This is a genomic window from Ideonella aquatica (assembly GCF_018069755.1).
In the GTDB taxonomy this organism is placed as follows: Bacteria; Pseudomonadota; Gammaproteobacteria; order Burkholderiales; family Burkholderiaceae_C; genus Ideonella; species Ideonella aquatica.
In genome coordinates this window covers 240866-265402 of the sequence record NZ_JAGQDE010000003.1, presented here as the reverse complement: position 1 = coordinate 265402, position 24537 = coordinate 240866, and the positions used below count along the sequence as shown (strand labels likewise).

Sequence of the window (24537 nt, the reverse complement as noted above, 5' to 3'; positions counted from 1 at the left end):
ATCGGGCGATGCCCTCCGACCGCGACCAACGTCTGCTGGACCGGGCCCGCGCCCTGGGTCTGGACCCCGATGCCCCCCTGCTGGTGGGCGGCAACTACCAGCCCCTGCTGCTGCATGCCGGCATCGCCCACGTGAGCGGCCAGGTGCCGCGCATCGGCCAGCAGGTGGTGGTCACCGGTTCGGCCGAGACGGTGGGGCTGGAGGAGGCCCGCCGCGCCGCCTGCATCGGCGCGCTGCGCGCGCTGGCGCTGCTGCGCCAGCAACTGGGCAGCCTCGGCGCTGTGGCGCAGCTGCTGCGGGTGGGCGTCTACGTGCAGGCCGGGCCCGGCTTCAGCCAGCACTCAGAGGTGGCCGACGCTGCCTCCGAGCTGCTGGTGGCGGTGCTGGGTCCGGCCGGCCGCCACGCTCGCACGTCGGTCGGGGTGGCCTCGCTGCCCAAGAACGCGACGGTGGAGCTGGAGCTGCAGGCGGCGCTGCTCAGCGCGGCCGGGTGAAGTCGACCTGACCGGCGATGCGGTAGCTGAAACTGCCGTTGAACAGGCCGGCGTGGAAGGTCTGGCCGCCCAGCAAGGTGACGGTGAGCTTGAAAGGCACCTTCTGGCCCACCGCGGCCGAATAGAAGTTGAAGCGCGGCTGGCCGTACCAGGTCTCGTCGTTCGAGACGATCAGGGTGCGGCCGCGGATCGTGCCGTGGCTGCTGCCCACCTTGGCCACCAGCTCGATCACCTTGGGCGCACCCAGCACGCCCTGGGCCGAATGGTCGCCGCTGTCGTAATCGGTGTTCTGGAACAGGATGCCGTCGGCCGGACGGACGAAGCGGACGGTCAGCACGCCGTCCACCTCGCTCACGCTGGCCGGTGCGGCCTGGGTGTGGGGGTGCCAGCCGGCACCCGAGCTCCAGCTGCTGCCATCGCTGAGCTGGTAGCTCAGGGCCTGCGGGAAGACCATGAAGCTGCCGCCCGCGTTGTAGCTCTGGTCGTACTGTCCGAAGGGCGCCACCAGCATTTTGTCGATCGTGGCCGCCTGGGCAGCCCATTGGGTCAGGGCCAGCAGCAGGCCCAGCAGCAGTCGTGGCAGAAAGGTCATGGTCATCGTGGCTGTCTTGTCCAGGCCAGTATAGGGGGCCGCCCAGGAGCAGAATCCGTCGCATGCGTTGCTTCCACTCCCCCCTGCACCGTGGCCATGCCGGCACCCACGAGATCTACCGCGGCGAGCTGGTGCCCTGCTTTGAAAAGCCCGAGCGTGCCGATTTCGTGCTGCAGGCCTTCCAGCGCGCCGGCCTGGGCGAGGTGTCTGCGCCCGAGGACCACGGCCTGGCGCCGATCGAGCGCATCCACGCGCCGCGCTACCTGGCCTTCCTGGCGCGGGTGTGGGACGCCTGGGCCGCGCAGGGCGGCACGCGCGACCTGCTGCCGGCCGTGTGGCCGACACGCGGCTTTCGCGACGACATCGAGCCTGACAACCTGGTGGCCCAACTGGGTCTGTACTCCTTCGACAGCGGCAGCCCGATCACCGCCGGCACCTGGACGGCGGCGCTGGCCGGTGCCCACTGCGCGCTGACGGCCCAGGCCGCGGTGGCGCAGGGCGCCCGTGCTGCGTTCTCGCTGGCACGGCCGCCCGGCCACCACGCCGGCACCGATTTCTACGGCGGCTACTGCTTCCTCAACCATGCCGCCATCGCGGCGCAGGCCTTCGTCGATGGCGGCGCCGCCCGCGTGGCGCTGCTGGACGTGGACTACCACCACGGCAACGGCACGCAGCAGATCTTCTACCAACGGTCGGACGTGCTGTTCCAGAGCATCCACGGCGATCCGCGCACCGAGTACCCGTTCTACCTGGGCCACGCCGACGAGACCGGCGCGGGTACCGGCCTGGGCTTCAACGCCAACTACCCGCTGCCCGCCGGCAGTGACAACACGCGCTGGTTCGAGGCGCTGGAAGCGGCTTGCCGCCGCATCGTCGCCCATGGCGCCGAGGCGCTGGTGGTCTCGCTGGGCGTGGACACCTTCGAGGGCGACCCGATCTCGCGCTTTCACCTGCGCACGCCAGAGTTCAAGCGTCTGGGCGCACGCCTGGCCGCGCTGGGCCTGCCCACGGTGTTCGTTCTGGAAGGCGGCTACGCGGTGGCTGAGATCGGCGACAACGTGGTCAGCGTGCTGGCGGGGTTCGAGGGCGGCTGAGGGCCGCTCAGCTGCTGCGCTGCAGCCACCACACCAGCGTCGGCGAGGCTGCCAGCGCCATCAGGCCCAGCGGCAGCAGCTGGCCCTGGCGCAGGTTCAGGTCCTGCAGCGCCTGGCGCCAGGGGCGGCGCAGCAGCCAATGGGTCAGCGCCAGGTCGAAGCTGGCCATGAAGGCGGCCAGCACCGCGCCCAGCAGCGCGTGGGCCAGTGGCCCCTGCAGGCCGAAGCCGGGCACCCGCCAGGCGCACAGGCCAAAGGCCAGCAGTGAGCCGCTGATCACGCTCCATCGGCGGGCCCGCTGCTGTCCCAGGCGCGGCGCCACCCACAGCGTGCGGGCGATGCCGTGCAGGGTCTCGGCCGAGGCCAGCAACAGGCACAGCGCCAAGGTGTCGATCAGCAGGTGCATCGCCGGTGATCGTGCCCGACAGCACCGCAGGGCGGCTTGCCGCGGCTCAAACCGTGCCGCGCATGCCGATCAGCCAGGGCCGCAGCTCGGCCGTCAGCAGCCCCGACTGCACCGCCGGGTCAGACTGGGCGTGCGCGCGCACCTCGGCCTCGGGCACGCCGGCCGCCGCGATCATCATGCCGCCGGCCGACCCGTCCATGAACGGGCCGCCCAGGGCCAGCTTGCCCTCCTGTTGCCAGCGGCGGTAGTGGGCGATGTGGGTGTCCAGGCCCGGCTGCTCGAACGGGCTGACCCCGGACTGCCAGGCCGGCCCCGGGCGGTGCACGACCACCCAGCGCTGGTCGCGCGCCGGTGGCGACGTCTGCGCTTCGGCCGGGGACAGGGCGGCGGCGGACAGCAGGCCGGCGGCGGCGCGCAGGCTGGTTCGGCGGGTGCTCATGGCGGTGGTCCTTCCTGGCCGACAGGGTGCCGCGCAGTGATGGCCCTGTCCATCCCCCGTGCACCGTAAAATCACGGGTTTCCTGCGGCGCCTGACCCTGCAGGCGGGCCGCCGGCCCGCGCGGGCCCGGCGTCCCTGGCTGCACCATGACCCGCAAGCTCTTCGTCACCACCGCCCTGCCCTACGCCAACGCCCCGTTCCACATCGGGCACATGATGGAGTACATCCAGGCCGACATCTGGGTGCGGGCGCAGCGCATGAAGGGCCACGAAGTGCACTTCGTCGGCGCCGACGACGCCCATGGCGCGCCGATCATGATCGCCGCCGAGAAGGCCGGCAAGACGCCGCAGCAGTTCGTCGCCGAGGTGGCCGCCGGCCGGCCGCAGTACCTGAACGGCTTTCACATCAGCTTCGACAACTGGCACTCGACCGACGGGCCCGAGAACCATCAGCTGGCGCAGGACATCTACCGCGGCCTGCGCGACAACGGCCTGATCGACGTGAAGACGATCGAGCAGTTCTTCGACCCCGACAAGGGCATGTTCCTGCCCGACCGCTTCATCAAGGGCGAGTGCCCCAAGTGCGGCGCCAAGGACCAGTATGGCGACAGCTGCGAGGTCTGCGGCGCGGTTTACGCGCCCACCGAGCTGAAGAACCCGTACTCGGCACTGTCGGGTGCGACGCCGGTGCTGAAGACCTCGGACCACTACTTCTTCCGCCTGTCCGACCCGCGCTGCGTGAGCTTCCTGGAGCAGTGGACCCATGAGCCGGGCCGCCTGCAGCCCGAGGTGCTCAACAAGATCAAGGAGTGGTTCGCCAAGGACGAGCAGGGCCAGGGCGGCCTGGGCGACTGGGACATCAGCCGCGACGCGCCCTACTTCGGCATCGAGATCCCGGATGCGCCGGGCAAGTACTTCTACGTCTGGCTGGACGCGCCGATCGGCTACCTGGCCTCGCTGAAGAACTATTTCGGCAAGAAGGGCCTGGACTACGACGCCTTCTTCCGCGACCCGGCGGTGGAGCAGGTGCACTTCATCGGCAAGGACATCACCTACTTCCACACCCTGTTCTGGCCGGCGATGCTGCACTTCAGCGGCCGCAAGACGCCGGACAAGGTGAACGTGCACGGCTTCATCACCGTCAATGGCGGCGAGAAGATGAGCAAGAGCCGCGGCACCGGCATCAGCCCGCTGAAGTACCTGGAGCTGGGCATGCACCCCGAGTGGCTGCGCTACTACATCGCCGCCAAGCTCAACGCCCGGGTGGAGGACATCGACTTCAACCCCGATGACTTCATCGCCCGCGTCAATGCCGACCTGGTGGGCAAGTACATCAACATCGCCAGCCGCGCCGCGGGCTTCCTCAGCAAGCGCTTTGGCGGGCGCCTGAGCGCCGACCTGGGCGTCGAAGGCCGCACGCTGCTGGATACCCTGCGCGCGCACCGCAGTGCCGTGGAGGCGCTGTACGAGGAGCGCGAATTCGGCAAGGCGCTGCGCGAGATCATGGCGCTGGCCGACAAGGTCAACGAGTACGTCGACACCCACAAGCCCTGGGAGCTGGCCAAGAAGGACGGCGCCGACGCTGCGCTGCACGATGTCTGCAGCACCTGCATCGAGGCCTTCCGCCTGCTGAGCATCTACCTGAAGCCGGTGCTGCCGGCGCTGGTGGCCCAGGTCGAAGGCTTCCTGAAGGTCGAGCCTTTCGCCTTCGCCGACGCGGCGCGCTCGCTGGGCGGCCATGTCATCGGCGAGTACAAGCACCTGATGCAACGGGTGGACGCCAAGCTGCTGGACGAGCTGCTGGCCCCGCCGCCGGCGCCGAAGGTGGTGCCCGGCGGCGAGGATCTGGCGCCCGAGATCAGAATAGACGACTTCACCAAGGTCGATCTGCGCATCGCGAAGATCGTCAAGGCCGAGCACGTGGAGGGCAGCGACAAGCTGCTGCGTCTGACGCTGGATGTGGGCGAGGGACGCACCCGCAATGTCTTCTCCGGCATCAAGAGCGCCTACCGCCCTGAGGACCTGGAAGGCAAGCTCACCGTGATGGTGGCCAACCTGGCGCCGCGCAAGATGAAGTTCGGCGTCAGCGAAGGCATGGTGCTGGCCGCCAGCCACGCCGACGAGAAGGCCCACCCGGGCATCTTCGTGCTCGAGCCCTTCCCGGGCGCCCAGCCCGGGATGCGCGTGCGCTGACGCTCAGCGTCCGACGCGGAACACCGCCACCGCCTGCTCCAGCTCCTGCGCCTGCCGGCGCATCGACTCGGCCGCAGCCGCCGCCTGCTCCACCAGGGCGGCGTTCTGCTGCGTCATCTGATCGATCTCGCTGACCGATTGGCCGACGCTGGCGATGCCGCTGTCCTGCTCGGCCGTGGCCTGCGTGATTTCCGACACCAGCGTGCTGACGCGCCGCACCGAGTCGACGATCTCGTCCATGGTGCGGCCGGCCCCTTCGACCTGCTCGCTGCCCACCCGCACCTTGTCGGTGGAGTCGGCGATCAGGTCCTTGATCTCCTTGGCCGCGTTGGCCGATCGCTGCGCCAGGCTGCGCACCTCGCCGGCCACCACGGCAAAGCCGCGGCCCTGCTCGCCGGCGCGCGCCGCCTCGACCGCGGCGTTCAGGGCCAGGATGTTGGTCTGAAACGAGATGCCGTCGATCACGCCGATGATCTCCTCGATGCGGCGTGACGCGGTGTTGATCTGGCCCATGGTGTCGACCACGCGGGCCACGGCCTCGCCGCCGCGCTGGGCCACCTCGCTGGCCGCTTGGGCCAGGGCATTGGCCTGGCGGGCGTGCTCGGCGTTCTGCCGCACCGACACCGTGATCTGGTCCATCGCCGACGCGGCGGCCTGCACATTGCCGGCCTGCTGCTCAGTGCGCTGCGAGAGGTCGTTGTTGCCCTGGGCGATCTCGGCGGAGGCGGTGGCGATGCTGTCGGTGCCCTGGCGCACCTGGCCGACGATGCGCTCGAGCGAGCCGGTCATCTCGGCCAGGGCCCGCATCAGGGTGCCGAATTCGTCGCGGCCCCGCACGGTCACCGGGTGGCTCAGGTCGCCGGCGGCCACGGCCTGGGCCACGGCCACCGCTTCGCCCAGCGAGCGGCGGATGTGTCGCAGCACAGTGGCCGCCAGCACCCCGCCGCCCACGGCCAGCAGTCCGACCACGCCGAGCGCCAGCAGGGCCTGCTGGCGGCCGCGGGCGGCGGTCTCGGCGGCTTCGCGCTCCAGGTAGTCGCGCTGCATCCGCACAAAGCCCTGGATGTGTTCGTTGTAGGCCTTTTGCGCCGGCATGAAGGCGGTGTCGAACATGGTGCTGGCAGCGGGCATGTCGCCGATCTTCCGGTACTCGGCCATGTCCTTGAGCGATTGCAGCAGCGCCTCGCGCTTGGGCGTCATCTGCTCGAACCAGGCCAGCTCCTCTGGCCGGGTCGCCAGGCCCTTGATCTGGCGGAACAGCTCGCCGACCTCCTTCACCTTGGGGCCGATCTCCGGACCGAACAGGGCCGAGATGGCCTCATCACCCGATTTGTTGACCGCCATGATGCGCACCGAGGCGGACTCGGACAGCGCGGCCCAGCGGTCGACCAGGCGCAGCTTGTCGGACTGCGCGGCCAGTCCGGCCATCATCGTGGCTGTCTGCGACTGCTGCCACAGGTTCAGACCGGCATTGGCGGCCAGCACGGCCAGCAGCACGCCGACGGCCAGCGTCAAGCGGGCGATCACGCCAAGCGAGGACAGGGTTCTCAAGGGCATCTCCAGGTCAAGAAGGGCGCACCGACTCAGGGTGGCGGCTTGGCTGGTGACAATACCCTCTACCGTTTATGGGCATTCACCTTAACTGGGGCCCTGAATGCCCGCAAACGTCCTGATGAGCCGGCTCAGGCCGCGCCCAGTGCCCTCAGGCCGCGCCCTGTGCCATCAGCGCCTGCATCAACACGGGATGGACGTGAGCCAGGGTCTCGCGCTGCCCGGCAGGCATCCCGGCCCAGCGCCGTCGCACCGCGCCCAGGTCGCGGCCGGGCTGGCAGGGTGCCCCTGCGAAGACGATGCGGTTGCCCGCATCCGCGCTGGGCACCGCCACCAGCTGACCGTCGAAGCACAGCGCCAGCCGGTCCAGCAGCCGGTGTTCCTGGTCGCCGTCGGCGTGCAGGTTGACGACCAGCAGGCCGCCGGGCGCGAGGCGCTCGCGGCAATGGGCGTAGAAGTCGGGGCTGCACAAGGCCTCGGGCTGACCGTCGTAGTCAAAGCCGTCGACCAGCAGCAGGTCGTACTGCGCCGATGTCGAGGCCACATGCGCCGCCCCATCGGCGCACAGCACGCACAGCTGCTCGTCGTCGCGCGGAATGGCGAAGGCGTCACGCAGCGCGATCACGTGCGGATTGATCTCCACCACGGTCAGTGTCGCGGCGGGCAGCTGCGCGCGCAGGAACTTCAGCAGCGAGCCGCCACCCAGGCCAATCATCAGCACGGTGCGCGGCGCCGGCGCCAGCAGCAGCGCAGCGGCCATGGTCCGCGTGTAGTCCAGCGCCAGCCGCTGCGGATCGTCGCTGCGCATGCTGCTCTGCACCTCGCCCAGGTGAAAGTGCAGCGACAGGTGCTCCCCGTCGCGCACCAGGAAAGGCTGCACCTGGTCAGGCTCGGCCGGCTCGGGCAGCGCCCACCAGGCCTCGCTCATGGCGCGGCTCGGCGCGTCCACAGGTCGCGCAGCAGCGGCGGCGCGGCCATCACCATCAGCAGGCCGGCGATCGGCAGCGTGGCCACAAAGCCCAGGCGCTTGAAGGCCACGGCCCCCAGCAGGCCGCCACCGAAGAACATGGCCAGGATGGTGGCATGGATGCCCAGCTTGTCGCGGTTGGCGAGGACCGCATGGCCGGCCTCCGCGTCGGGCCGACGGTTCCAGTAAAACAGGCGCCCCAGCTCGATGCCCAGGTCGGTGATCACGCCGGTCATGTGGGTGGTGCGGATCTCGGCCTGCGAGATCTTGGTCACCACGGCGTTCTGCAGTCCCATCACGAAGCACAGCAGCAGCACGGTGGACGGCACGAAGATGTCCACCAGCAGCTCCAGGTTCGCCCCCAGCAGCCCGAACAGCAGCAGCAGCACCGCCTCGGTCATCAGCGGCAGCGCAAACTCGCCCTGCAGACCCTGGCGGCGCGCCCAGTGAATCTGCATCGCGGTGGTGGCCGCCCCGGCCACAAAGGCCAGCAGCAGCGAGACGCCGCCCAGCGCCAGCGCCACCTGGCCCAGCACCAGGTCATCGGCAATGCCCGAGACGATGCCACTCATGTGCGAGGTATAGCGCTGCACCGCCAGAAAGCCGCCGGCATTCACCGCGCCGGCCACGAAGGCCAGCACGCTGCCCAGCTGCCGGTTGGCGCGGCGGGTGCGCTGGGGCGCGGTCAGGCGGTGCAGGAAATCGGTCGGCATGGCGTGCAAGAAGGGCCTTGCGACACACATCATATGCGCCTAGGATTCGCCTTGTATGTGCATATGACGCACATGTTTTTGAACTGCGCCGCATGGAACTCAAGACCGCCCGGCTGACCGTGCTGATTGATCCGGCCAAAAAGGCCGCCTTCGAGCGCCTGTGTGCCTCCCAGGACCGCACGCCCTCGCAGGTGGTGCGCCAGTTGATCCGCGACCACCTGGCGGCCCACGGCGTGTCCTACCAGCCCAGCGGCAGCGCGGCGGCGGCGGCCGGGAACGACGACCCCGCCGCACGGTGATCCGATGGCTCGCCTGCACCGTTTTCAGCCGCGCCTGATCCAGGCTGTCCAGGGCTATGACCGCCTGTCCTTCGCCAAGGACCTGGGTGCCGGCCTGACCGTGGGCATCGTCGCGCTGCCGCTGGCCATGGCCTTTGCCATTGCCAGCGGCGTCAAGCCCGAGGCCGGCCTGTTCACGGCCATCATCGCCGGCTTCCTGATCTCGGCGCTGGGCGGCTCGAACGTGCAGATCGGCGGGCCAGCCGGCGCATTCATCGTCATCGTCTACGGCATCGTCGAGCGCTACGGTCTGGCCAATCTGCTGATCGCCACCTCGCTGGCCGGCGTGCTGCTGTTCATCATGGGCTGGCTGAAGCTCGGCGCGCTGGTGCGCTACATCCCGGTGTCCATCGTGATCGGCTTCACCAATGGCATCGCGGTGCTGATCGGCCTGAGCCAGCTGAAGGACCTGCTGGGCCTGCAGGTGGCGAAGATGCCGGGGGACTTCTTCTCGCAGATCGCCACGCTGGCGCGCCACCTGGACAGCGTCAACCCCTGGGCCGTGGCGATCGGCCTGGCCTGCCTGGCGCTGGTGGTGATCTGGCCCAAGAGCTACACCATGCCGGTCGGCCCGCAGACCTGGCGCGACAAGTTCCGCCGCCACGCCGCGCAGGTACCGGGCACGGTGATCGCGCTGGCCGGGGCCACGGTGGTGGCGCAACTGCTGGCCTTGCCGGTGGAGACCATCGGCAGCAAGTTCGGCGGCATCCCGCAGGCGCTGCCCGCTTTTGATCTGCCCGAGTTCACCTGGGCCACGGCCAAGCAGCTGGTGATCCCGACCATCACCATCGCGCTGCTGGGCGCGATCGAGTCGCTGCTGTGCGCGCGTGTGGCCGATAACATGGCCGAGATCCCGCGCCACGACCCCAACCAGGAGCTGATGGCCCAGGGCGTGGCGAACTTCGTCACGCCCTTCTTCGGTGGCATCCCGGCCACCGGCACGATCGCCCGCACGGTCACCAATGTGCGCGCCGGCGGCCGCACGCCCGTGGCCGGCATGCTGCATGCGCTGACGCTGCTGGTGATCGTGCTGGTGGCGGCGCCGCTGGCCCAGCATGTGCCGCTGGCGGCGCTGGCCGGCATCCTGCTGTTCGTGGCCTGGAACATGGGCGAGTGGCGCGAGTTCGCGCGGCTGCGCCAGTTCCTGCTGCCCTACCGCACGGTGCTGCTGGGCACCTTCGTGCTGACCGTGGTGTTCGACCTGACGGTGGCGGTGGAGATGGGCCTGCTGGCGGCCTGCGGCTTCTTCATCTACCGCATGGGCACGCTGTTCAGCGTGACCCATGTGCCGCACGAGGGCCTGCCGCCCGGCAACGAGGTCTTCGAGCTGTTCGGCTCGCTGTTCTTTGGCGCCGTGGGCAAGATCGAGGCCCTGCCCGAGCAGGTGCCCGAGGGCACCCGTACCGTGGTGCTGGAGATGCACCGCCTGGTGTCGATGGACACCTCGGGCCTGGACGCGCTGGAGCAGCTGCACGCGGCGCTGAAGCGGCGCGGCATCGCCCTGGTGCTGGCCAGCGTGAACCCGCAGCCGCTGGGGCTGATCCAGCGCTCGGGCTTTGCCGCCGAACTGGGCGCCGAGGCCATCATCCCGGGCGTCGAGGCCCTCTGACTCAGCGCGCCACGGCGGCCAGCCGGGTGGGCGTGGGCAGGTCGACCCAGGTCACCGAGGCGGGAGGCTGCACCAGGAAATGGTTGGCGTCGATGCCCGTCTGGGCAGCCAGCCGCTGCTGCGCCACGGCCGGATGGTCGGCGTTGGCGTGGCGCACCGGGGCGTCGGTCCGCACCGCCCAGGTCACGGTGGCCGGCGGCTGCACCAGGAAGTGGTTGGTGTCGATGCCGGCCTGGGTGGCCAGGCGCTGCTGGGCCACCGCGGGGTGATCGGCGTTGGCATGGCCCGCGGCCTGGGCCGACGCGGCCAGGGCGGACAGGCTGACCAGGGCGGCCAGGGCGAAGGGCATGGGGCGGATGTGCATGGGGGCTCCGAATGGTTGAGGTCTGTGCGGTCCGGCCACTGCCGTCCCGTCCCTCGTACAAACGGATTCCCGCAGGTCGGCTGCGGCCGACCATCCCCCTAGGCCAAGGCCGAGGCTAGGGGTTCAGAGCGGCTGCGACCAACCCAGCAGCGCCAGCACCAGCCGGTTGTAGCGCTCGCCGCGGGCCACCCGGGCGGCGGCGCCCACCATCGGCTGGGTGTCCAGCGGCGCCAGCAGGGCCACCAGGGTCTCGGCCCAGGCCGGGTCGGGTGGGGCTTCGTCGGCCGCCGCACGGCCCAGCACCTGCAGCAGCTCGGCCAGGCCGCGCAGCCAGGCGCTCAGGTGCGGGGCAGCGGCCTCGGCGGGCATGTCCGGGTCGGCCAGCACGCTGGCGCTGGCCAGCACGCCGTCCAGCAGGCCCGCCACGGCGGCACGCGCGGGCAGGCTGGCGGCCGGGCGCGCCACGGCGCGCGGCGGCGTGGCGGGCAGCTTGCGCGCCAGCAGGTGGCCGCGCTCGGCCTTGCTGCGGGTGTCCAGCCACAGCCCGTGGCGGCCCACCGCCTCGGCCGCCAGGTGCAGCAGCGCCGCTGGCTCGCCACTGCGCAGCTCGAACTCGATCTCGGCCAGCGGCAGTTCGCGGCCCGCGGCACGCACCGCGCCTTCATCGAGTGCCAGCTCGACCCAGGCGCCCGAGGGCGCGGGGGCGTCCAGGCGCAGGCGCTGCACATCGGTCTCGAAGACCACGCTCAGGGCTGCGGTGGCGCCCTGCAGCGCGGCCTGCAGCGCCTGGGCCACCGGCGTGCCGGCGTGGCGCGCCAGGTCCAGGGCTGGCGGCTCAGGCGCCGGGCCGACCAGCGCATCGTGCTCCAGCCGGGTCAGGACATCGGCGCCCAGCGCCTTGGCGGTCTGCACCCAGCCGGCCTCGCCCTCCAGGCGCAGGCGCAGCGCGGCCCGGGCGGCCGACAGCCGGCCGTCGGGCGTGTCCAGGTAGAGCGCGCGCAGCGACTGCGGCGTGGCGCCGCGGGCCAGCAGTTCCTCGCGCAGGGCGGGCAGCGCGGCGGCGGGGATCTGGAACTTCAGCTCGGTCTCGGTCATGGCGCGATTGTCCGTGTGCGGGGACGGCCTGAAGGCCCGGTGTCAGCCCCTGGCCTAAAATCGGCGGTTTCGTCGAACCACGCCCCACGCTATGCCGCTCTTCTGGAAGCCCTACCAGTCCGACGCCACCCAGTTCATCAATGAGCTGAAGTCGAAGAAGCCGACGCTCGAGTCCGAGCAGCTGGCCGGCCGCTCGCTGCTGTGGGACCGCCCGCAGGACGCCGATGCCGCCGCGGCCTACCGCACGGCCAAGGTGCCACAGACGGCCTACGTCTACTTCGCGCAGAAGAAGTGATCCTGGCCAGGCCGACACCGGCCCGGCCCCGCGGCGCGTGAACGACGACGTCCTGCCCCCTGCGCCACCCGCGCCCGAGGCCGACACCCCGCAGGTGGTGGACGGCATTGCCGTGGCGCGCCTGTACGGCGAGCCGCTGTTCGCGCTGCCCACCGACCTGTACATCCCGCCCGATGCGCTGGAGATCTTCCTCGAGGCCTTCGAGGGCCCGCTGGACCTGCTGCTCTACCTGATCCGCAAGCAGAACTTCAACATCCTCGACATCCCGATGGCGGATGTCACGCGGCAGTACCTGGCCTATGTCGAGCAGATCCGACGCCACAACCTGGAGCTGGCAGCCGACTACCTGCTGATGGCGGCCATGCTGATCGAGATCAAGTCGCGAATGCTGCTGCCGCCCAAGAAGAGCGATGACGGCCAGGAGCCCGAGGATCCGCGTGCCGAGCTGGTGCGCCGCCTGCTGGAGTACGAGCAGATGAAGCTGGCCGCCGCGCGCCTGGATGCGCGGCCCCAGCTGGGTCGCGACGTGCTGCGCGCCCAGGTGACGATCGAACAGGCGATCACGCCGCGCTTCCCCGAGGTGGACGCTGACGACATCCGCGCCGCCTGGGCCGACATCATGAAGCGCGCCAAGCTGCATCAGCACCACAAGATCACCCGCGAGCAGCTGAGTGTGCGCGAGTACATGAGCGTGGTGCTGCGCCGCCTGCAGGGCGAGCGCTTTGTGGAATTCCGCGACCTGTTCGACGTGACCCGCGGACCGGCGGTGATGGTGGTCACCTTCATCGCGATGCTGGAGCTGGCGCGCGAGCGCCTGCTGGAGCTGACCCAGGCCGAGGCCTTTGCGCCGATCTACGTGCGGCTGAGCTACACGCCGCACTGAGCGGCGGGCTCACTCGGGGGTGGGCTCGCCCTCATCCGGCGACGGCTCGCCGATGCGCAGGCGCCGCTTGGACGCCCCCATGCGCGACACCGCCAGCACCGCCTGGGTGCGCGAGGACACGCCCAGCGAGCGCAGCACCGCCTGCACATGGTCCTTCACCGTCTCGACCGACAGGCCCAGGCGGCGCGCGATGTCCTTGTTGGGCAGGCCCTGCAGCAGCAGGTGCAGCACGTCGGTCTGGCGCGGCGTGATGCCCAGGTCGTCCACCGACAGCTTGCCGGCATAGACCGCATCGGGCGCCGACACCGAGCCCGGCCCGGACACCGCCATCAGGTCGGCCAGCGGCAGCGGCGGCACGAAGATGCCGCCCTCCATGACCAGCTTCAGGGCATCGGCCAGCGCCTCGGTGCTCATGCGCTTGGGCAGGTAGCCCATCGCGCCCAGGTCGATTGCGGCCAGCACATCCACCGCGCGGTCCGAGGCTGAAATCACCACCACCGGCAGCTGCGGGTAGCCGCTGCGCAGCGTGCTGAGCAGATCAAAGCCCTGGGCATCACCGAGCTGCAGATCCAGCAGCACCAGGTCCTGCTCGCCGTCGTTCTGCAGCGCCTCGCGCAGCGCCGCGGCGCTGGACAGGGCGGTCACGAGGACGCCGGGCTGCATCTGCTCGATCATGGCCTTCAGCGCGGACAGGATCAGCGGATGATCGTCGACCAGCAGGACTTTGGCGAGGCGAGCAGCGTGGACCATGACCCGATGCTAGCTGCAGCAGCCCACGCGGCCCTGACGTGCGGCCCCCTATTGACGGGACAGCCAATCTGTCAGTGGCGCCCACTGCGCCAGGTCGCGCTCGACCCGGCCCGGCGCCACGTCCCACAGCGTCAGGCCATGGGCCGCCAGGTGCACGTAGTTCTGGGTGTCGCGCAGCATCGCCACCATTGGCGCCTGCAGCGTGGCGGCAAACTCCTCCAGCCGCTCGCGGGCGATGGTGTGGTCCTTGACCCGCATGCCGACCAGGGCCACGTCAATGCGCTCGGCACGCGGGTGCTCGCGCAGCGCCTGCATGAAGGCATGGGTGGCCTGGATGTCGAACAGGCTGGGCTGCAGCGGCACCAGCAGGCGGTCGACGATGCGCAGCAGCGCATCAAGCTTCTTGCCATGCAGCCCCGCCGGGGTGTCGATGACCGCATGCGTGGTGCCCTTGGGCGGGCGCACCAGACCGCCCTCGCGCAGCTCCCAGCCGGCGATCGGCGGCAGCTGCGGCGGGCGCAGCGCACGCCACTGACAGGACGATTGCTGCCGATCCAGGTCACCCAGCATCACGGCATGGCCCTGGCGCGCCAGCCAGCCGGCCAGGTTGGTGGCCAGGGTGCTCTTGCCCACCCCGCCCTTGGGGTTGGCCACGGCGATCACGGGCATCGCGCGCCTCCGTCTTGGTGTCGACCAGCCCATGGTAGCCCATGGAAAGTTCGGCCACAGCGGGGCATGACCGACGGATCGGCGGCGGCGGCGCGCGCACAATGGCGCCCCATGCAGCACCCACTCGTCTCCCTGATCGGCGCCCCCACCGACATCGGTGCCGGGGCGCGCGGCGCCAGCATGGGCCCCGAGGCCCTGCGGGTGGCCAACATCGGCCCTATCCTTGAAAGCCATGGCGTGGACGTGGTCGACCGCGGCAACCTGTCCGGACCGGCCAACCCCTGGCAACCGCCGGTCAACGGCTACCGCCACCTGCCCGAGGTGGTGGCCTGGAACCGCCTCGTGCACGAGGCGGTGCACGCCGAGCTGGCGCTGGGCCGCCTGCCCATCCTGCTGGGCGGTGACCACTGCCTGGGGCTGGGCTCGATCAGCGCGGTGGCGCGCCACTGCCGCGAAACCGGCAAGAAGCTGCGCGTGCTGTGGCTGGACGCCCACGCCGACTTCAACACCAACGAGCTCACCCCCAGCGGCAACATCCACGGCATGCCGGTGGCCTGCCTGTGCGGCCACGGCCCACGTGAGCTGATCGAGATCGGCGGCCAGGTGCCAGCCATCCACCCCAGGTGGATCCGCCAGATCGGCATCCGCAGCGTCGACCCGGGCGAAAAGCGCTTTGTCCACCAGGCGGGCCTGGAGGTGTTCGACATGCGCTACATCGACGAGATGGGCATGCGCCACGCGATGGAGCTGGCGCTGGCCACGCTGGACGCCAACACCCACCTGCACGTGAGCTTTGACGTCGACTTCCTCGACCCCGACATCGCGCCCGGCGTGGGCACCACCGTGCCCGGCGGCCCCACCTACCGCGAGGCGCAGCTGTGCATGGAGATGATTGCCGACACTGGCCGCCTGGGCAGCCTGGACGTGGTCGAGCTGAACCCGGCGCTGGACCTGCGCAACAAGACCGCCGAGCTGGCGGTGGACCTGATCGAAAGCCTGTTTGGCAAGAGCACGCTGATGCGCGCCTGAGTCAGGCGCCGTTCCAGACCGTGCTGCCCAGCCACCACACGAAGAGCATCAGCAGCACCAGCCACAGCGCGATGATCGCGAACAGGCCGCCGCGCAGCTGGGGCAGCACCTCGGCCTGGGTCTCGGCGGCGCGCAGGCAGTCCTGCCACACTTCGCCGGGCGTCAGCCGCACGACCAGGGCCACGCCGGCCGGGATCAGCACCAGGTCGTCGAGCTGACCCAGCACCGGGATGAAGTCGGGGATCAGGTCGATCGGGCTGACCGCATAGGCCAGCACGGCCAGCGCCACCCAGCGCGCCAGGCGCGGCGTGCGTGGGTGTCGCGCCAGTTTCCACAGGGCGATCAGGTAGGTGGCCAGGCGCGCCGCCTGGAAGCGGCGCAGCCAGCTGCGAGGTCGGCTCATGCCGCTATTGGAACCGATCGCGGGCCTGTCGCAGGCCCACTGGGGCCGTGTCCTGATCTGACGCCAGGCGTGCCGCGCTGGCACGCCTGGCGGCTCAGATCCCCGGGGGAACCCTGAAACAGCGCCGTGCGCATGCGCGCGGAAACGGTTGCGCGGGCGCGCGGACCGCCTGGCACACGGCTTGCGCCCCGGGGCACCGCGTTGAAAACCCACCGAGGAGACCCCCGATGACGAAGACCCTGCTGGGCCTGGCCCTGTGCGCACCGCTGCTGGCCGCGGCCGCCGATGGCCCCACCGTCTACAACCAGAACTGCGCGATGTGCCACGTGCCCGGCCTGGCCAATGCGCCGAAGTTCGGCGACAAGGCGGCCTGGGCCCCGCGCCTGGAGACCGGGCGCGACGCCCTGCTGGCTTCGGCCCTCAAGGGCAAGGGCGCGATGCCCCCCAAAGCGGGCAACCCCAAGCTGAGCGACGAGGAAGTGGCCTCAGCGCTGGACCACCTGCTGGCCTCGGTGCGCTGACGTCAGCGGATCGGCGCGATCTGGCGCAGCGCCTTCACGGCGCCCTGGCCGATCGAGGCGCCGAACTGCTTGGCCAGGCGCTCGGCGACGTTCTCCTGTGGGGTGTAGTCGATCACGTGCTCGGCCTTGACCACCTCGCGGGCGACGAAATCGAGGTTGCCGAACGCATCGGCCAGGCCCAGCTTGACCGCCTCCTCGCCGTTCCAGAACAGGCCCGAGAAGGTCTCGGGCGTTTCCTTCAGGCGGTCGCCGCGGCCCTCGCGCACCACCTGGATGAACTGCTCGTGGATCTGGCCGATCATCGCCTTGGCGTAGGCGGTCTGCTTGTCGTTCTGCGGCGAGAACGGGTCGAGCATGCCCTTGTTCTCGCCGGCCGTGAGCAGGCGGCGCTCGACACCCAGCTTGTCCATCAGGCCGGTGAAGCCGAAGCCATCCATCAGCACCCCGATCGAGCCCACCAGGCTGGCCTTGTCGACATAGATCTCGTCGGCCGCCGCAGCGATGTAGTAGGCACCTGAGGCGCACATCTCCTCGACCACCGCGTAGACCTTCTTCTTGTGCAGGGCCTTCAGACGGCGGATCTCGTCATTGATGATGCCGGCCTGCACCGGGCTGCCGCCGGGCGAGTTGATGCGCAGCACCACCGCCTCGGAGCCGCCGTCCTCCATCGCCGACTTGATCGCGCCGATCAGGTTCTCGGCGTTGGCCTCGGTGTCCACCGCGATCTCGCCGCGCACCTCCACCAGCGCGGTGTGCGGACCGGCGTTGGGGTGGGTCTTGGCGCCCGGCTGGGCACTGAACGCGCTCCAGACCAGGAAGACGAACAGCGCCAGCCAGCCCAGCCGGACCCCGATGTTCCAGCGGCGTGCGGAGCGGCGCTCGCGCAGCAGATCGTCCTTGAACTCGCGCAGCAGCGGCTCCAGCGCCAGCGGCTGCACCGGCACGCTGGCCTGCACCGGCGCGGCCGGGGCAGCCTCCGGCGCAGGGGCCGGGGCGGGCGAGAAGGGATTGAGGTCGTCGGAGGGGTTCATGGCGGGGGCGCCGCAGAGGGCGCGATGGGGGACGTGGAGCACTCGCCCGCGGCGGGCTCGACGTCGCGGCTAGGATACCAATACACCAGGGCGTCGGCCTCGCCGACCTGCAGCGGGATCAACCGCTTGTGGACACAGGGGCCGGCCACGCACAGGCCGTTGGACGGCTCGTAGACGGCGCCATGGATCGAGCAGACGATCCAGCGCCGCTCCAGGTCCAGGAACTCGCCCGGCTGCCAGTCCAGCTCCGCCGGCACATGGGCGCAGCGGTTGACGTAGGCCACGACGCGGCCGTCAAAGCGCAGCGCAAAGGCACGCGCCGGCTGGCCCCACAAGCGCACGTCGAAGACATGGCCGCGGCCCCGCTCGACCAGCGCGTCGGTCGGGCACAGGGCGATGCGCTCCGGGCTGTTCATGCGTGGGCCAGCAGCCAGTCGTGCAGTTCGCGCGTGCTGTGGGCGACGAAACGCGGGCCCAGGGGCTCGAAGGCGGCGTGGTCGTGGGCGCCGAAGCTCACGCCCACCGAGGCCGTGCCGGCATTGGCCGCCATCTGCAGATCGTGGGTGGTGTCGCCGATCATCAGCGTGCGCTCGGGCGGCACGCCGAACTCGGCCATCAGCTCTTCCAGCATGCGCGGGTGCGGCTTGGAGAGGGTTTCGTCGGCGGTGCGGCTGCCGTCGAACAGGCCTTTCAGCTCGGTGTGCGCCAGCGCCTCGTTCAGGCCCTGGCGGGTCTTGCCGGTGGCCACCGCCAGCCAGTGGTGGCGCTGGCGCAGCGCGTGCAGCATCTCCAGCGTGCCGTCGAACAGGCTGATCTGGTGCTGAGCGGCAAAGTAATGGTGGCGGTAGCGCTGGCCCAGTTCGGGGTAGCGGGCCTCGGGCAGGCCGGGCACGGCGTGCATCAGCGCGTCGCGCAGGCCCAGGCCGATCACGTACGAGGCGCGCGCGTCATCGGGCACGGCCACGCCGATGTCTCGGCAGGCCTGCTGAATGGCGCGCACGATCAGCGCCGTGGAATCGAACAGCGTGCCGTCCCAGTCGAAGGCGATCAGGTCAAACTGGCGAGGTCTATCGGTCATGCGGCGGGGTCGGGCAAGGCGGCCAGCAGTGTCGCGCATTCCGCAGGCAACAGCGCCTCCAGGGTGATGCGCTCGCCGCTGGTCGGGTGGTCAAAGGACAGGCGGCGCGCGTGCAGGAACATGCGCTCGAACTTCTGGCCCGGCAGCAGGCGGCCGCCGGCCAGGGCCTTGTTCAGCGCGAAATCGCCATACTTGTCGTCGCCGACGATCGGGTGGCCCTGGCTGGCCAGGTGCACCCGGATCTGGTGTGTGCGGCCGGTCTTGATCGTCACGTCCAGCAGCGTGAAGCCGCGGAAGGCGCGCACCACCTTGACCAGCGAGATCGAGCGCATCGCCTCGGGGTGATCGGCCGGCACCGGGCGCACGCGGCGCTCGCCCTCGGGCGTGAGGTACTTGTGCAGCGCGACGTCGATGACCTTCTTGCTGGCCGGCCAGCTGCCCACCACCAGTGCAGCGTAGGTCTTGCCGGTTTCGCGCTGGCGGAACTGGTCCTGCAGCGCGGTCAGGGCGCTGCGTTTCTTGGCCAGTAACAGCGCGCCCGAGGTCTCGCGGTCGAGGCGGTGCACCAGTTCCAGAAACTTCGCCTGCGGCCGGGCCCGGCGCAGCTGCTCGATGACACCGAAGCTCACGCCACTGCCCCCGTGCACCGCGGTGCCGGCCGGCTTGTCGACCACCAGCAGCGCATCGTCCTCGAACAGCAGCGGAAACTCGCGCGGCGGCGCGGCATCCGGCTCGGCGGTGCGCGTGGGCACGCGCACCGGCGGCACCCGCACCACGTCGCCCAGGCTCAGCCGGGTATCGGCGGCGGCGCGGCCCTTGTTCACGCGCACCTCACCGGCGCGGATGATGCGGTAGACGTGCGTCTTGGGCACACCCTTGAGTTCGCGCAGCAGGAAGTTGTCCAGGCGCTGGCCGTCGGAGCCGTCATCGACGGTCACCAGGCGCACCGCCGGGGCCGGATCAGGCGTGGCCGCAGCCGGGGTTTTCCCCTTTATAATGGTCCGAACCACGATTGAGCCGTAAGTGCTTGATTTATCAGAGTTTACCCGGGCATGAGCGGGCTTATCGTGGCGGAACACATCCTCGGGGTGTGTTCCACAGGTGATGCAACACCTGAGCCGGTGCCGGAATGAGCGTCCCGAAGCGACCCTCGGCCGGTGCCCATCAGGTGGCAGAGAAACATCGGACGTGCCGCCCTGCACTGTGCAGGGAAGTCCAACAAGGTTTTCACGGGCACGCGGAGTCCCGGCGTTCACGCCGCGGGGTCCACGGTCCCGGTCAGCGCGCTCCGGCGCCCCCCAACGCATGTCGCCAGACACCACCCTCGCAACGCTGATCCACGGCCCCGGCTCCCTGCCGGCGCGGCCCGGCGGTGCGCTGGGCAGTGCCGAGCGCCTGCACCGGCGGCGGCGTCAGACACACTGGCACGCGCCAACGCCGTGACGGTCGGCCGCCTACCCGGCGGCCAGGCCACCACCATGGTCCAGGGCGATTCCTTCCCACGGCGCGTCGGCGTTCCTCGTGCATCGATGGAGGCCTGAGCGGGCGCCCTTCAGGGCACCCGGCGCGGCCTCGCGCGCAGTGCGCGCCGCTGAGCCCGTCAGATCGGGTCGGTGGCGCGGGAAGGAGTGCACATGAAACGCATGCTGATCAACGCCACGCAGCCCGAAGAGCGGCGCCTGGCGATCGTCGACGGCCAGAAGCTGCTCGACTTTGAAACCGAGATCGAAGGTCGCGAGCAGCGCAAGGGCAACATCTACAAGGCCGTCGTCACGCGCGTCGAGCCCAGCCTGGAGGCCTGCTTCGTCGACTACGGCGAGGACCGCCACGGCTTCCTGCCCTTCAAGGAAATCTCCAAGCAGTACTTCAAGGAAGGCGCCAGCGTCCGCGACGCGCGCATCCAGGATGTCATCTCCAACGGCCAGGAACTGCTGGTCCAGGTCGAGAAGGAAGAGCGCGGCAACAAGGGCGCGGCGCTGACCACCTTCGTCAGCCTGGCCGGTCGCTACCTGGTGCTGATGCCCAACAACCCGCGTGGCGGTGGCGTCAGCCGCCGCATCGAGGGCGAGCAGCGCGAGGAGCTGAAGGAAAACCTCGACCAGCTCGAGTACCCCAAGGGCATGAGCCTGATCGCCCGCACCGCCGGCATCGGCCGCTCGGCCGCCGAGCTGCAGTGGGACCTGAACTACATGCTCAAGCTGTGGGACGCCATTGATGGCGCCTCCAAGGCCGGCAAGGGCGCCTTCCTGATCTACCAGGAAAGCTCGCTGGTGATCCGTGCGATCCGCGACTACTTCTCGGCCGACATCGGCGAGATCCTGATCGACACCGACGACATCTACGATCAGGCCCAGCAGTTCATGAACCACGTGATGCCGGAATCCGCGCATCGCGTGAAGCGCTACCGCGACGATGCGCCGCTGTTCAGCCGCTTCCAGATCGAGCACCAGATCGAGACGGCCTTCAGCCGCACGGTGAACCTGCCCTCGGGCGGCGCCATCGTGATCGACCACACCGAAGCGCTGGTCGCGGTGGACGTCAACTCGGCGCGCGCCACCCGCGGCGGCGACATCGAGGAAACCGCCACCCGCACCAACCTGGAAGCGGCCGACGAGATCGCCCGCCAGTGCCGCCTGCGCGACCTGGGCGGCCTGATCGTGGTCGACTTCATCGACATGGAGGAGAGCAAGAACCGCCGTGACGTGGAACAGCGCCTGCGCGACGCCCTGCGCCAGGACCGCGCCCGCGTGCAGTTCAGCTCGATTTCCAAGTTCGGCCTGCTGGAGCTGAGCCGCCAGCGCCTGCGCCCGGCCCTGAGCGAAGGCAGCCACATCACCTGCCCGCGCTGCAACGGCACCGGCCACATCCGCGACACCGAGTCTTCCGCGCTGCAGATCCTGCGCATCATCCAGGAAGAGTCGATGAAGGAGAACACCGCCGCCGTGCATGTGCAGGTGCCAGTGGAGGTCACCTCCTTCCTGCTCAACGAGAAGCGCACCGAGATCACCAAGATCGAGTTGAAGCAGCGCACCACCGTGCTGCTGGTGCCCAACAAGCACCTCGAGACGCCGAACTACAAGCTCGAGCGCCTGCGCCACGACGACCCGCGTCTGGAGAACCTGCAGGCCAGCTACACGATGATCGAGGAGCCGGACGAGGAAGTGGCCATCTCGCGCCGCGAGAAGACCAAGGCCAAGCAGGAGCCGGTGATCAAGGGCGTGCTGCCCGACCAACCGGCCCCGATCGCCCCGCCGCCCGCCCCCACGCCCGAACCGGTGGCGGCCGTCGCCCCGCCGGTGGCTGCACCGGCGCCGGCCCCGGCGCCCGCGCCAGCCAGTGGTGGCTTCTTCGGCTGGCTCAAGAAGCTCTTTGGTGGCGACGCCCCGGCGCCGGCCGCCGCGCCCGCTGCCCCGGCGGCGGCCCCGGCCGCCGAGGCGCCCGCCCGCAGCGGCGAGCGCTCCGGCAGCGACCGTGGCAGCCGCGGCAGCCGTGGCGGCTCGCGCGACAGCGGACGTGGCGGCAAGGACAGCTCGCGCGGTGGCCGCGATGGCCAGCGCAGCAGCGGCAGCAAGGACAACGCCCCGCGTGGCGACCGTGGTCCGCGTGATGGCAACCGTGATGGCAACCGCGACGGCAGCCGCCGCACCCCGGCCCCGGCCCGCACCGAGGACTTTGAAAGCACCCAGCCGCTGGCCGAGGCCCAGGGCCAACGCCGCCCGCCGCGCCCGCCGCGCGAGCTGAGCGCCCCGACCGAGGCGGTCGAGGCCCAGACCCTGCTCGATACCGAGTCCAGCGCGCCCGCCGGTGAGGCCCCGGCCGACACGGCCGCCGGTGAAGGTGGTGAAGGCCGCCGCCGCCGCCGCCGCCGCGGTGGCCGTGGCCGCGAAGACGGCAGCCGTGACGAGGTCCGTGAGGAAGGCAGCGACGCCAACGCCGACGCTGCTGACACCCCGGCCGACGCGGTGGGCGCCAGCGCCGACATCGCCAGCCCCGCCGAGGCGGCGGCGGACACCCCGGCCGAGACCGGTGAAGGCCGAGACGGCGGCAGCCGCCGCCGTGGCCGCCGGGGTGGCGAGCGCCGCGATGGCGACGTGGTCGAGGCGGTGGAGGCCACCGTGCCCCAGGCCACCGAAGTGGCTGCGGTCGAGGTCCGCACCGTGGCCGACGACACGCCGCCCGCAGCCGCGCCCAGCGTGGCCCAGCCCGCCCGCGTCGAGCCCTATGTGCTGGCGATGGACGATCTGCAGCGCGTGGCCGAGGCCGCCGGCCTGGCCTGGGTGAACTCCGACGCCGACAAGGTGGCGGCGGTGCAAGCCGCGATCGCCGCCGAGCCGCGTCCGGTGCATGTGCCGCGCGAGCGGCCGCCGCTGCTCATCGTCGATGAAGGCCCGCTGATCCTGGTCGAGACGCGCAAGGATCTGTCGCAGGTGAGCCTGCCCTTCGACCGCGACGCGCAAACCACCGCCTGAGCCGGTGCCATGGCGGCTGTGCTGCCATGAACAAAGGCCACCCTCTCGGGTGGCCTTTGTCGTTGTGGAGCGTCGTGCGTCGGCCTTCAGCTGCCCAGCCGCTCCAGCGCGCGCAGGTAGGGCGCGTGGTGCATCAGCTCGTCCCAGGGCAGCGGGTCGGTCTGCGGCAGCAGGGCGACGCGGCGCCGCTCGCTGTGCGGGTTGGCGGCCCAGCGGCCGCGGGCCAGCGCCTCGCCCAGGCCGTCGAGCAGCTCGTCCAGCGGCCGGCCAGCATCCACCGCCGACTGGTTGCACAGCAGCACCAGGTCGCAGCCGGCTTCCAGCGCGGCCAGCGCGGCGTCGGTGGCGCTGACCGCCCGGCCCTCGATGAAGCGCGCGCCCTCCATGCTGAGGTCGTCGCTGAAGACCACACCGGTGAAACCCAGCTGGCCGCGCAGGATGTCCTGCAGCCAGACGCTGGAGAAACCGGCTGGCCGCTTGTCCACCCGGGGATAGACCACATGCGCCGGCATCACCGCGGTGAGCGAGCTGCTCATCCAGGCGTAGGGCCGGGCGTCGTCGGCCAGGATGGCCTTGCGCGAGCGCTTGTCCACCGGCACCGCCACATGGCTGTCGGCCTGCACGAATCCATGGCCGGGGAAGTGCTTGCCGCAGTGCGCCATGCCGGCCTGCGCCAGGCCCAGGGCCAGGCTCTTGGCCAGCAGGGTCACCACGCGCGCATCGCGGTGGAAAGAGCGGTCGCCGATCACGCTGCTTTCGCCGAAGTCCAGGTCCAGCACCGGCGTGAAGCTGAAGTCCACGCCGCAGGCGCGCAGCTCGCTGGCCAGCACATAGCCGGCCGCGGTGGCGGCGTCGGTGGCCGCCATCGGGTCGCGCATCCACCACTGGCCGAAGTGGCGCATCGGTGGCAGGTGCGTGAAGCCGTCGGTGCGGAAACGCTGCACCCGGCCGCCCTCATGGTCGACGCAGACCAGCAGGTCGGGCCGGATGGCCTTGCACTCGGCCACCAGGCGGGTCAGGTGGGCGCGGTTGGTCCAGTGGCGACCGAACAGGATCATGCCGCCGGTCATCGGATGGGCGAGGCGGCGGCGGTCGGCGGCAGTGAGCTCGGGACCGGCGATGTCGAGGATGACGGGGGCGTGTGTGCTCATGGCGGAGGCGCTTGGGTTTCGACGACGACGAAGCTGACCGTGTAGTCGCTCTCGTCGCTGAGCGTGACGTGGGCCTGCAGGCCCTGCTGGCTGAACCACTCGGCCAGCGCGCCGTGCAGGCGGATGTAGGGCTGGCCGCTGGGGTGGTTGAGGATCTCGCAGGCGCGCCAGGTCATGGGCATGCGCATGCCCAGGCCGATCGCCTTGGAGAAGGACTCCTTGGCCGAGAAGCGGCTGCCCAGGTAGGCCAGCCCGCGCGAGGTCTCACGCGCGCGCCGGTGCTGGAACACCAGCCACTCGCTCGGTCCCAGCGTCTTGTGCGCGAAGCGGTCGCCCTTGCGCTCGAGCACGCGCGCGATGCGACGCAGGTCGCAGACGTCGGTGCCGATGCCGTAGACCGCCAT

27 protein-coding genes are annotated in these 24537 nt (G+C 70.5%); 10 read left to right on the top strand and 17 right to left on the bottom strand.

Annotated elements, in window-relative coordinates; genetic code table 11:
• Nucleotides 1-8: 8 nt before the first annotated feature.
• Complete coding sequence (locus tag KAK06_RS05520; RefSeq protein WP_210800920.1) at nucleotides 9-494, top strand: RidA family protein; 486 nt, start codon at nucleotides 9-11, stop codon at nucleotides 492-494.
• Here KAK06_RS05520 and KAK06_RS05515 read toward each other — a convergent pair.
• A complete protein-coding gene (locus KAK06_RS05515; protein ID WP_210800919.1) occupies nucleotides 478-1092 on the bottom strand; it encodes a hypothetical protein in 615 nt (204 codons plus the stop codon). The two genes, KAK06_RS05520 and KAK06_RS05515, sit on opposite strands and share 17 nt — an antisense overlap.
• A 56-nt stretch (nucleotides 1093-1148) precedes the next feature.
• Between KAK06_RS05515 and KAK06_RS05510 the strand changes: the two genes are divergently transcribed.
• On the top strand, nucleotides 1149-2180 hold the full coding sequence (locus KAK06_RS05510) for a histone deacetylase family protein (protein WP_210800918.1): 1032 nt from the start codon (nucleotides 1149-1151) through the stop codon (nucleotides 2178-2180).
• A 7-nt stretch (nucleotides 2181-2187) separates the two neighbouring features.
• Here KAK06_RS05510 and KAK06_RS05505 read toward each other — a convergent pair whose 3' ends face one another.
• Both KAK06_RS05505 and KAK06_RS05500 read right to left on the bottom strand, forming a co-directional pair.
• Nucleotides 2188-2586, bottom strand: a complete 399-nt coding sequence (locus KAK06_RS05505; protein WP_210800917.1) for a hypothetical protein — start codon at nucleotides 2584-2586, stop codon at nucleotides 2188-2190.
• Nucleotides 2587-2632: 46 nt separating this feature from the next.
• Nucleotides 2633-3025, bottom strand: coding sequence for a YciI family protein (locus tag KAK06_RS05500; protein ID WP_210800916.1), 393 nt, complete (start codon nucleotides 3023-3025; stop codon nucleotides 2633-2635).
• 146 nt (nucleotides 3026-3171) lie between these two features.
• Between KAK06_RS05500 and metG the strand changes: the two genes are divergently transcribed.
• Complete coding sequence (metG, locus tag KAK06_RS05495; RefSeq protein WP_210800915.1) at nucleotides 3172-5217, top strand: methionine--tRNA ligase; 2046 nt, start codon at nucleotides 3172-3174, stop codon at nucleotides 5215-5217.
• 3 nt (nucleotides 5218-5220) lie between these two features.
• Here metG and KAK06_RS24500 read toward each other — a convergent pair whose 3' ends face one another.
• The 3 genes from KAK06_RS24500 to KAK06_RS05480 all read right to left on the bottom strand — a co-directional run bounded on the left by KAK06_RS24500 (nucleotide 5221) and on the right by KAK06_RS05480 (nucleotide 8448).
• Nucleotides 5221-6768, bottom strand: a complete 1548-nt coding sequence (locus KAK06_RS24500; RefSeq protein ID WP_310741047.1) for a methyl-accepting chemotaxis protein — start codon at nucleotides 6766-6768, stop codon at nucleotides 5221-5223.
• Between the two features lie 151 nt (nucleotides 6769-6919).
• The gene (locus KAK06_RS05485; RefSeq protein ID WP_210800913.1) at nucleotides 6920-7696 is read right to left on the bottom strand and encodes a fused MFS/spermidine synthase; all 777 of its coding nucleotides are present in this window, start codon (nucleotides 7694-7696) and stop codon (nucleotides 6920-6922) included.
• A complete protein-coding gene (locus KAK06_RS05480; RefSeq protein ID WP_210800912.1) occupies nucleotides 7693-8448 on the bottom strand; it encodes a YoaK family protein in 756 nt (251 codons plus the stop codon). The genes KAK06_RS05485 and KAK06_RS05480 overlap by 4 nt, the downstream gene beginning before the upstream one ends.
• A gap of 92 nt (nucleotides 8449-8540) precedes the next feature.
• Between KAK06_RS05480 and KAK06_RS05475 the strand changes: the two genes are divergently transcribed.
• Together KAK06_RS05475 and KAK06_RS05470 are read left to right on the top strand one after the other, a co-directional pair.
• Nucleotides 8541-8747, top strand: a complete 207-nt coding sequence (locus KAK06_RS05475; protein WP_210800911.1) for a ribbon-helix-helix protein — start codon at nucleotides 8541-8543, stop codon at nucleotides 8745-8747.
• A 4-nt stretch (nucleotides 8748-8751) separates the two neighbouring features.
• On the top strand, nucleotides 8752-10395 hold the full coding sequence (locus tag KAK06_RS05470) for a SulP family inorganic anion transporter (protein WP_210800910.1): 1644 nt from the start codon (nucleotides 8752-8754) through the stop codon (nucleotides 10393-10395).
• Nucleotide 10396: 1 nt separating this feature from the next.
• Here the strand turns inward: KAK06_RS05470 and KAK06_RS05465 are convergent, their stop codons facing one another.
• Complete coding sequence (locus KAK06_RS05465) at nucleotides 10397-10759, bottom strand: hypothetical protein (protein WP_210800909.1); 363 nt, start codon at nucleotides 10757-10759, stop codon at nucleotides 10397-10399.
• A gap of 123 nt (nucleotides 10760-10882) precedes the next feature.
• Nucleotides 10883-11854 carry a CYTH domain-containing protein gene (locus tag KAK06_RS05460; protein ID WP_210800908.1) on the bottom strand — a complete coding sequence of 324 codons (972 nt, stop codon included), beginning with the start codon at nucleotides 11852-11854 and terminating at the stop codon, nucleotides 10883-10885.
• A 91-nt stretch (nucleotides 11855-11945) separates the two neighbouring features.
• Between KAK06_RS05460 and KAK06_RS05455 the strand changes: the two genes are divergently transcribed.
• Together KAK06_RS05455 and KAK06_RS05450 are read left to right on the top strand one after the other, a co-directional pair.
• Nucleotides 11946-12149, top strand: a complete 204-nt coding sequence (locus KAK06_RS05455) for a DUF3460 family protein (RefSeq protein ID WP_210800907.1) — start codon at nucleotides 11946-11948, stop codon at nucleotides 12147-12149.
• A 37-nt stretch (nucleotides 12150-12186) separates the two neighbouring features.
• Nucleotides 12187-13032, top strand: a complete 846-nt coding sequence (locus KAK06_RS05450) for a segregation and condensation protein A (protein WP_310741046.1) — start codon at nucleotides 12187-12189, stop codon at nucleotides 13030-13032.
• A 9-nt stretch (nucleotides 13033-13041) separates the two neighbouring features.
• Here KAK06_RS05450 and KAK06_RS05445 read toward each other — a convergent pair whose 3' ends face one another.
• Together KAK06_RS05445 and KAK06_RS05440 are read right to left on the bottom strand one after the other, a co-directional pair.
• The gene (locus KAK06_RS05445; protein WP_210800905.1) at nucleotides 13042-13782 is read right to left on the bottom strand and encodes a response regulator; all 741 of its coding nucleotides are present in this window, start codon (nucleotides 13780-13782) and stop codon (nucleotides 13042-13044) included.
• Nucleotides 13783-13830: 48 nt separating this feature from the next.
• Complete coding sequence (locus KAK06_RS05440) at nucleotides 13831-14451, bottom strand: nucleotide-binding protein (protein ID WP_210800904.1); 621 nt, start codon at nucleotides 14449-14451, stop codon at nucleotides 13831-13833.
• A 111-nt stretch (nucleotides 14452-14562) separates the two neighbouring features.
• Between KAK06_RS05440 and rocF the strand changes: the two genes are divergently transcribed.
• Nucleotides 14563-15480, top strand: a complete 918-nt coding sequence (gene rocF / locus KAK06_RS05435; RefSeq protein ID WP_210800903.1) for an arginase — start codon at nucleotides 14563-14565, stop codon at nucleotides 15478-15480.
• Nucleotide 15481: 1 nt separating this feature from the next.
• Here rocF and KAK06_RS05430 read toward each other — a convergent pair whose 3' ends face one another.
• Complete coding sequence (locus KAK06_RS05430; RefSeq protein ID WP_210800902.1) at nucleotides 15482-15883, bottom strand: YkvA family protein; 402 nt, start codon at nucleotides 15881-15883, stop codon at nucleotides 15482-15484.
• A gap of 227 nt (nucleotides 15884-16110) precedes the next feature.
• On the opposite strand from KAK06_RS05430, the gene KAK06_RS05425 reads away from it, so the two are divergent.
• The gene (locus KAK06_RS05425) at nucleotides 16111-16404 is read left to right on the top strand and encodes a c-type cytochrome (protein ID WP_210800901.1); all 294 of its coding nucleotides are present in this window, start codon (nucleotides 16111-16113) and stop codon (nucleotides 16402-16404) included.
• Between the two features lie 2 nt (nucleotides 16405-16406).
• Here KAK06_RS05425 and KAK06_RS05420 read toward each other — a convergent pair whose 3' ends face one another.
• The 4 genes from KAK06_RS05420 to KAK06_RS05405 are packed head-to-tail and all read right to left on the bottom strand — an operon-like array spanning nucleotide 16407 to nucleotide 19460.
• A complete protein-coding gene (locus KAK06_RS05420) occupies nucleotides 16407-17435 on the bottom strand; it encodes a S49 family peptidase (protein WP_210800900.1) in 1029 nt (342 codons plus the stop codon).
• Nucleotides 17432-17851: a Rieske (2Fe-2S) protein gene (locus KAK06_RS05415; protein WP_210800899.1), complete on the bottom strand. Its 420-nt coding sequence runs from the start codon at nucleotides 17849-17851 to the stop codon at nucleotides 17432-17434. The genes KAK06_RS05420 and KAK06_RS05415 overlap by 4 nt, the downstream gene beginning before the upstream one ends.
• The gene (locus tag KAK06_RS05410; RefSeq protein ID WP_210800898.1) at nucleotides 17848-18513 is read right to left on the bottom strand and encodes an HAD family hydrolase; all 666 of its coding nucleotides are present in this window, start codon (nucleotides 18511-18513) and stop codon (nucleotides 17848-17850) included. Before KAK06_RS05410 ends, KAK06_RS05415 begins: the two co-directional genes overlap by 4 nt.
• Nucleotides 18510-19460 (bottom strand): RluA family pseudouridine synthase, encoded by a 951-nt coding sequence (locus KAK06_RS05405; protein ID WP_310741045.1) that lies wholly within the window; start codon nucleotides 19458-19460, stop codon nucleotides 18510-18512. Before KAK06_RS05405 ends, KAK06_RS05410 begins: the two co-directional genes overlap by 4 nt.
• 687 nt (nucleotides 19461-20147) lie before the next feature.
• Between KAK06_RS05405 and KAK06_RS05400 the strand changes: the two genes are divergently transcribed.
• The gene (locus KAK06_RS05400) at nucleotides 20148-22982 is read left to right on the top strand and encodes an Rne/Rng family ribonuclease (protein ID WP_210800897.1); all 2835 of its coding nucleotides are present in this window, start codon (nucleotides 20148-20150) and stop codon (nucleotides 22980-22982) included.
• Nucleotides 22983-23068: 86 nt separating this feature from the next.
• Here the strand turns inward: KAK06_RS05400 and nagZ are convergent, their stop codons facing one another.
• Together nagZ and acpS are read right to left on the bottom strand one after the other, a co-directional pair.
• A complete protein-coding gene (gene nagZ, locus KAK06_RS05395; RefSeq protein WP_210800896.1) occupies nucleotides 23069-24133 on the bottom strand; it encodes a beta-N-acetylhexosaminidase in 1065 nt (354 codons plus the stop codon).
• Nucleotides 24130-24537: a holo-ACP synthase gene (gene acpS, locus KAK06_RS05390; RefSeq protein ID WP_210800895.1), complete on the bottom strand. Its 408-nt coding sequence runs from the start codon at nucleotides 24535-24537 to the stop codon at nucleotides 24130-24132. The genes nagZ and acpS overlap by 4 nt, the downstream gene beginning before the upstream one ends.

Bases quoted from the DNA above. Each gene is read 5' to 3' on its own strand.
- KAK06_RS05465 (WP_210800909.1), bottom strand. From the start codon at position 10,759: ATGCACATCCGCCCCATGCCCTTCGCCCTGGCCGCCCTGGTCAGCCTG.
- rocF (WP_210800903.1), top strand. From the start codon at position 14,563: ATGCAGCACCCACTCGTCTCCCTGATCGGCGCCCCCACCGACATCGGT.
- KAK06_RS05440 (WP_210800904.1), bottom strand. From the start codon at position 14,451: ATGCCCGTGATCGCCGTGGCCAACCCCAAGGGCGGGGTGGGCAAGAGC.
- KAK06_RS05515 (WP_210800919.1), bottom strand. From the start codon at position 1,092: ATGACCATGACCTTTCTGCCACGACTGCTGCTGGGCCTGCTGCTGGCC.
- nagZ (WP_210800896.1), bottom strand. From the start codon at position 24,133: ATGAGCACACACGCCCCCGTCATCCTCGACATCGCCGGTCCCGAGCTC.
- KAK06_RS05475 (WP_210800911.1), top strand. From the start codon at position 8,541: ATGGAACTCAAGACCGCCCGGCTGACCGTGCTGATTGATCCGGCCAAA.
- KAK06_RS05510 (WP_210800918.1), top strand. From the start codon at position 1,149: ATGCGTTGCTTCCACTCCCCCCTGCACCGTGGCCATGCCGGCACCCAC.
- KAK06_RS05420 (WP_210800900.1), bottom strand. From the start codon at position 17,435: ATGAACCCCTCCGACGACCTCAATCCCTTCTCGCCCGCCCCGGCCCCT.
- KAK06_RS05485 (WP_210800913.1), bottom strand. From the start codon at position 7,696: ATGAGCGAGGCCTGGTGGGCGCTGCCCGAGCCGGCCGAGCCTGACCAG.
- KAK06_RS05430 (WP_210800902.1), bottom strand. From the start codon at position 15,883: ATGAGCCGACCTCGCAGCTGGCTGCGCCGCTTCCAGGCGGCGCGCCTG.
- KAK06_RS05415 (WP_210800899.1), bottom strand. From the start codon at position 17,851: ATGAACAGCCCGGAGCGCATCGCCCTGTGCCCGACCGACGCGCTGGTC.
- KAK06_RS05500 (WP_210800916.1), bottom strand. From the start codon at position 3,025: ATGAGCACCCGCCGAACCAGCCTGCGCGCCGCCGCCGGCCTGCTGTCC.
- KAK06_RS05400 (WP_210800897.1), top strand. From the start codon at position 20,148: ATGAAACGCATGCTGATCAACGCCACGCAGCCCGAAGAGCGGCGCCTG.
- KAK06_RS05520 (WP_210800920.1), top strand. From the start codon at position 9: ATGCCCTCCGACCGCGACCAACGTCTGCTGGACCGGGCCCGCGCCCTG.
- metG (WP_210800915.1), top strand. From the start codon at position 3,172: ATGACCCGCAAGCTCTTCGTCACCACCGCCCTGCCCTACGCCAACGCC.
- KAK06_RS05455 (WP_210800907.1), top strand. From the start codon at position 11,946: ATGCCGCTCTTCTGGAAGCCCTACCAGTCCGACGCCACCCAGTTCATC.
- KAK06_RS05470 (WP_210800910.1), top strand. From the start codon at position 8,752: ATGGCTCGCCTGCACCGTTTTCAGCCGCGCCTGATCCAGGCTGTCCAG.
- KAK06_RS05445 (WP_210800905.1), bottom strand. From the start codon at position 13,782: ATGGTCCACGCTGCTCGCCTCGCCAAAGTCCTGCTGGTCGACGATCAT.
- KAK06_RS05505 (WP_210800917.1), bottom strand. From the start codon at position 2,586: ATGCACCTGCTGATCGACACCTTGGCGCTGTGCCTGTTGCTGGCCTCG.
- KAK06_RS05480 (WP_210800912.1), bottom strand. From the start codon at position 8,448: ATGCCGACCGATTTCCTGCACCGCCTGACCGCGCCCCAGCGCACCCGC.
- KAK06_RS05410 (WP_210800898.1), bottom strand. From the start codon at position 18,513: ATGACCGATAGACCTCGCCAGTTTGACCTGATCGCCTTCGACTGGGAC.
- KAK06_RS05460 (WP_210800908.1), bottom strand. From the start codon at position 11,854: ATGACCGAGACCGAGCTGAAGTTCCAGATCCCCGCCGCCGCGCTGCCC.
- acpS (WP_210800895.1), bottom strand. From the start codon at position 24,537: ATGGCGGTCTACGGCATCGGCACCGACGTCTGCGACCTGCGTCGCATC.
- KAK06_RS05425 (WP_210800901.1), top strand. From the start codon at position 16,111: ATGACGAAGACCCTGCTGGGCCTGGCCCTGTGCGCACCGCTGCTGGCC.